Origin of the sequence: Sporichthya brevicatena, from assembly GCF_039525035.1 — a bacterium.
Classification (GTDB): domain Bacteria; phylum Actinomycetota; class Actinomycetes; order Sporichthyales; family Sporichthyaceae; genus Sporichthya; species Sporichthya brevicatena.
Genome location: NZ_BAAAHE010000064.1, coordinates 1 through 4607, shown reverse-complemented (window position 1 = coordinate 4607; position 4607 = coordinate 1). Strand labels below are relative to the sequence as shown.

General features: G+C 70.7%; 5 protein-coding genes. 3 read left to right on the top strand and 2 right to left on the bottom strand.

Translation table 11 applies throughout. From position 1 onward, the window contains the following. Window positions 1–56: 56 nt before the first annotated feature. A complete protein-coding gene (locus tag ABD401_RS24540; protein WP_344609767.1) occupies window positions 57–1223 on the bottom strand; it encodes an aromatic ring-hydroxylating oxygenase subunit alpha in 1167 nt (388 codons plus the stop codon). A gap of 119 nt (window positions 1224–1342) precedes the next feature. Here ABD401_RS24540 and ABD401_RS24535 point away from each other — a divergent pair, with 119 nt between their 5' ends. After that, window positions 1343–1909, top strand: a complete 567-nt coding sequence (locus ABD401_RS24535; RefSeq protein ID WP_344609765.1) for a thioredoxin family protein — start codon at window positions 1343–1345, stop codon at window positions 1907–1909. After that, window positions 1906–2871 (top strand): lipase family alpha/beta hydrolase, encoded by a 966-nt coding sequence (locus tag ABD401_RS24530; RefSeq protein ID WP_344609763.1) that lies wholly within the window; start codon window positions 1906–1908, stop codon window positions 2869–2871. The genes ABD401_RS24535 and ABD401_RS24530 overlap by 4 nt, the downstream gene beginning before the upstream one ends. 10 nt (window positions 2872–2881) lie before the next feature. On the opposite strand, the gene ABD401_RS24525 is transcribed toward ABD401_RS24530, so the two are convergent. Next, window positions 2882–3757, bottom strand: a complete 876-nt coding sequence (locus ABD401_RS24525; protein WP_344609761.1) for an esterase/lipase family protein — start codon at window positions 3755–3757, stop codon at window positions 2882–2884. A gap of 93 nt (window positions 3758–3850) precedes the next feature. Between ABD401_RS24525 and ABD401_RS24520 the strand changes: the two genes are divergently transcribed. Further along, on the top strand, window positions 3851–4504 hold the full coding sequence (locus ABD401_RS24520) for a TetR/AcrR family transcriptional regulator (RefSeq protein WP_344609759.1): 654 nt from the start codon (window positions 3851–3853) through the stop codon (window positions 4502–4504). The last annotated feature ends 103 nt before the right edge of the window (window positions 4505–4607 follow it).

The window sequence follows — 4607 nt, the reverse complement described above, 5'->3', positions numbered from 1 at the left end:
GCTCGACGCAGCCACTACCGCGCCCGTGGCGCCTATCCATAAGTGCGGCTGTAGTACTAGGACCCGAGCTCGGCCGCCAGCCCGTCGTGGAAGTGGGTCAGGGCCGACTCGAACCGGCCGAAGACGACGTCCTCGATCCGGCCCTGCATGCCGCGCTGCACGGCTTCGGCCATCGCGCGGTCCTCCAGCAGACCGTTCTCGACGAACTCGATGTCCCGGTGCACGGCGTCGGCGATCGTCCCGTCCGGTTCCGGGATCGCGACCTTCGTGATGTCGAGGATCGTGCGCGTCTGGCTGACCGGCTCGATCGCGACGAAGGCGCTGTGCGCGGTCAGCCGTGCGATGACCGCGTTCGGGAAGATCTGGTCGACGATCGTGAGCGCCCGGCCCAGGTGCCACTCGACCGGTGGGGTGTCCCGGAGGCTCTCGATACGACGGAACGGGAACACGACCCGCGAGTGCCGGCCGGCGTGCTCGACGACGGTCAGGTTGTCGTAGCCCATCGGGAAGAACGTCGACCTGTGGGTCTGGCGGATGTGGTAGCCCTCGAGGAACCCCTCGACCAACACCTTCCAGTTGCCCTCGACCGGGATTCGCTCGCGCTCCACGACGACCTGATCGTCCGTCAGGCCGGGGACGTCCGCGACGAGGTCGAAACGTGGTTCACCCTCCTGCTGGACGAAGACCAGCCCGCCCTGCTCGAGACAGGCGACTGGGGTCAGCGCACGCGTGGCGAGGTCGATGCCCTCGAAGCCGTAGGCGTCCGGGGCGTGGGAGAGCGAGCCGTCGAGCCCGTAGACCCACCCGTGGAACGGGCACACGAACGAGTGCGCGCACCCGCTGCCCTCAGCGATCGCAGTCCCCCGGTGCCGACAGGCATTGCGGAACGCGCGGACCACCCCGTCCTTGCCCCGCACCACGAGCAGGGGCACACCCGCCGACTCGCGCGCGACGTAGGACCCCGCCTCCCGTACCGCCGCGGACGGACAGAACGCGACCGGCGTCCGCCGCAGGAGGTCGAGTTCGGCCGCCATCCGCGCGGGGTCGGTGTAGTGCGCGACGGGGACCCGTCCGACCCGCGGCCCGAGGTCGGTGGTGCCGGCGTCGATGTGTTCGAGCAGCGCGCCCACGAGCGCAATCGGGTCGCGATACGGCGTCACGCGACCGGACGGGTCGGGCAGGGTCTCGGCCCCGAACTCGATCGGGGTGTCGGTCTGCGTCATTGCAGGCTCCTCCGCCGGGCGGGTGGCGACGATCTCCAGGCTAGGTGAGATTCACATAGCCGGCAACGGGTTCACCCCGGTTCTCTTGCCCTCCGCCCGGGATCGGCGATGATGCGGACATGCCCATCCCGTCCCACATGGTCCCGCTCGGTACGCCGGCGTCCGACTTCTCCCTGCCCGCGCTCGACGGGCGCACGGTCTCGCTCGGGGACTTCGCCGACGCCCCCGCGCTGCTCGTGGCGTTTCTGTGCAACCACTGCCCCTACGTCAAGCACGTCGAGGGCACGCTCGGTCCGCTGCTCGACAAGCTCGCGGACGTCGGGCTGGCGAGCGTCGGCATCTGCAGCAACGACACCGACGCCTATCCCGACGACGGGCCCGAGGGGCTGGCCGAGCAGGTCGCCCGCGCGGGGTTCGCGTTCCCGTACCTGATCGACGCGACCCAGGAGGTCGCGAAGGCCTACCGCGCCGCGTGCACGCCCGACTTCTTCCTCTTCGACGCCGATCGGCGCCTCGCCTGGCGCGGCCAGTTCGACGGCTCCCGGCCGAGCACCGGCGGGCCCGTCACCGGTGACACGCTGCGGGAGGCCGTCGAACTCGTGCTCGCCGGACAGCCGGTCCCCGAGCCGCACCAGCCGAGCGCGGGCTGCGGCATCAAGTGGAAGCCCGGGAACTCCCCCACATGAAGCGCTCGCTGGCCGCGGGGCTGCTCAGCGCCGCACTGCTCGTCGGCGCGCTCCCGGCGCCGGCGTCCGCCGCGCCCGCGGACACCGGCCCCACCCTGTCGGTGGCGAAGAACAAGCTCGCCGCCGCGCTGCGGTGCCACGGCGGCGAGCCCGGCAGGACCCCCGTGCTGCTCGTTCCCGGCACGACGCTGAACCCCGAGCTCAACTTCGACTGGAACTGGACCCAGGCGTTCCTGCTGGAGAAGCGCACGTTCTGCTCGATCGAGCTGCCCGAGCAGGCGATGGCAGACATCCAGGTCGCCGCCGAGTACGTCGTGTTCGCGATCCGCACGATGCGGGCGCGCACCGGCGGGAGGATCTCGGTGATCGGCCACAGCCAGGGCGGGATGATCGGACGTTGGGTGCTGAAGTTCTGGCCGGACACCCGACGCATGGTCGACGACCTGATCGGCCTCGCGCCGTCGAACCACGGGACCCAGGCCGCGAACCTGCTCTGCAATCCCGACTGCGCGCCGGCGATCTGGCAGCAGCGCGAGGGATCCGAGTTCAACCGCGTCCTCGACGACGGGCCCGAGACGGTGGCGGGCATCAGCTACACGGTGCTCTACACGTCGACCGACGGTGTCATCGTCCCGCCGGAGAACTCACGTCTGACGACGGGTCAGGGCGACATCGCGAACATCCGACTGAGCGACGCGTGCCCCGGCCACGTCGCCGATCACATCAGCATCGGCACCTACGACGCCGTCTCCCACGCGCTGGCGATCGACGCCCTCGACCACCCGGGCCCGGCCCGCGTCGACCGCTTCGACCGCGCCGCCTGCACCGAACCCACCCAACCGGGCGTGAACCGTCAGTTTCTGGCCGTCCACTACACCCGCATGATGGCCGCGGTCGGCGGGACGCTCGTCGGCACTCCGCACGTCGCGGCCGAGCCGGAGCTCGCCCCCTACGCGCGCTGAGCCGACCGGCTCAGTGCGCGTGCGCCTGCAGGGCCTTGACGGTCAGGTCGAAGGTCAGCGCATCAGCGGCCATCGAGCCGTGGCCGGCCCAGTTCATCGGGTCGACCTCCTGGAGGACGATGTTCTCCGCGCCCTCGAGGAAGCTGGTCTGATACGGCGTCACGATCTCGTCGTACTTGGTCACGATGACGGTGTAGTGCGTCGACCCCGGGGTCTCGTCACCGGCGTTGAGCCTGGTGATGAAGTCCGAACCGGGCATGAACTGCGGGCACGGGCCGCAGTAGCTGCCCATCTGAGCGTCCCAGCCCGGGATGAACTCGCGCAGCTTGGTGATGCCCTGGATGTCGGTGCCGTGGTTCGGGCCCGCCCAGCCGACGAAGTGCTCGACCTTCTTCGTGCCGCCGAGGAACTTCAGGTACCAGCGCGGCATGATCGCGCCCTCGGAGTGCCCGACGATGTCGACCTTCTTGGCACCGGTGGCGGCCAGCACCTCGTCGACGAAGGCCGCGAGTTCGGCGGCGGACCTCTCCATCGGTTGCACGCCGCCGCGGCTCGGGTAGCGCGGGTCCTGACCGTACGTCTTGGCGAAGACGCAGTAGCCCTGCGCCGCGAGGTGCGGGGCGAAGAAGTACCAGTTCTCGCTCGCCGTCGCCCCGAAGCCGTGGACCAGGACGACCGGATTCGGCTTGTCGGCCGTCGGCTTGCAGGAGAAGTCGTTCGCCCCCTGCAACGCGGGCTCGGGGAGGAACAGGGCGTGGTCCGGGGGCACCTCGGCCTGCGCGGTGCCGAGGCCCAGCGGGCCGGCCACGGCGAGGGCGACCAGCGCGGCGGTGGCGGTGGCGGTGGCGGTGGCGGCCTGGACGGCTGCGCGGCGAACGAGCTTCACGGGAGCGCCCCTTTCGTCTCAACTCGGCTCAGCAAACCACCATCCGGACCAACTTGGAAGAACTTCCAAGAAATTTGTGCAAGACTGCCCGGTATGGCCCCCCTCCAGCCGCGCCGCAAGGCGCAACCCCGGCGCGAGGCGCTCCTGAACGCCGCCGTCGAGGTGGTCGGAACGCAGGGGCTGGCCGGGACGACGCACCGCACGGTCACCGAGGCCGCGGGGGTCCCGCTCGCCACGGCGAGCTACTACTTCTCCTCGATCGGCGAGCTCGTCGCCGAGGCGCTGCAGACCTTCGTCCAGCGCCGCGCCGCGGAGATGGCGTCGATGGACCTCGGCGAACTGCACGGCGTCCTCACCCCCGGCGACATCGCCGGTTGGTACGCGTCCAAGGTCATGGAGCTCGACGTCCCGCACCGCCTCGCGTTCTACGAGGTGCTCGTCAACGCCCCGCGCTCCCCCGAGCTCGCCGGCCCCGCCCGCGAGGCTCTCGCGACCTACCAGCAGGCGACCGGGGCGGGCCTCGCCGCCGTCGGCGCCCCCGCGGACCCGCGGCAGTCCCGCGCGTTCGTCGCCCTTGCCGTCGGGTTCGGGCTGCTCCACCTCGTCGACCCCGGCGACGACGACGCCGACCAGCTCGTCGCCGCGATCCGCGACCTCTTCCTCGGCCAGGAACGTTCCGCCACCGACCCCGACGGTGTCGCCGAACGCCTCGCCACCCCCGCCCCGGCCGACCGCTCAGGCGCGTGAAGAAAGTGTGAAAAAAGGGGTGACACCCCTTACTGCGTAGTAAGGGGTGACGCTCCTATGTCCCGTCAAGCCGGGTTGGGGCCTGCTTCGAGGAGTCGGTAGA

Coding starts and splice junctions, on each gene's coding strand:
- ABD401_RS24535 (WP_344609765.1), top strand. CDS start 1,343: ATGCCCATCCCGTCCCACATGGTCCCGCTCGGTACGCCGGCGTCCGAC.
- ABD401_RS24520 (WP_344609759.1), top strand. CDS start 3,851: ATGGCCCCCCTCCAGCCGCGCCGCAAGGCGCAACCCCGGCGCGAGGCG.
- ABD401_RS24530 (WP_344609763.1), top strand. CDS start 1,906: ATGAAGCGCTCGCTGGCCGCGGGGCTGCTCAGCGCCGCACTGCTCGTC.
- ABD401_RS24540 (WP_344609767.1), bottom strand. CDS start 1,223: ATGACGCAGACCGACACCCCGATCGAGTTCGGGGCCGAGACCCTGCCC.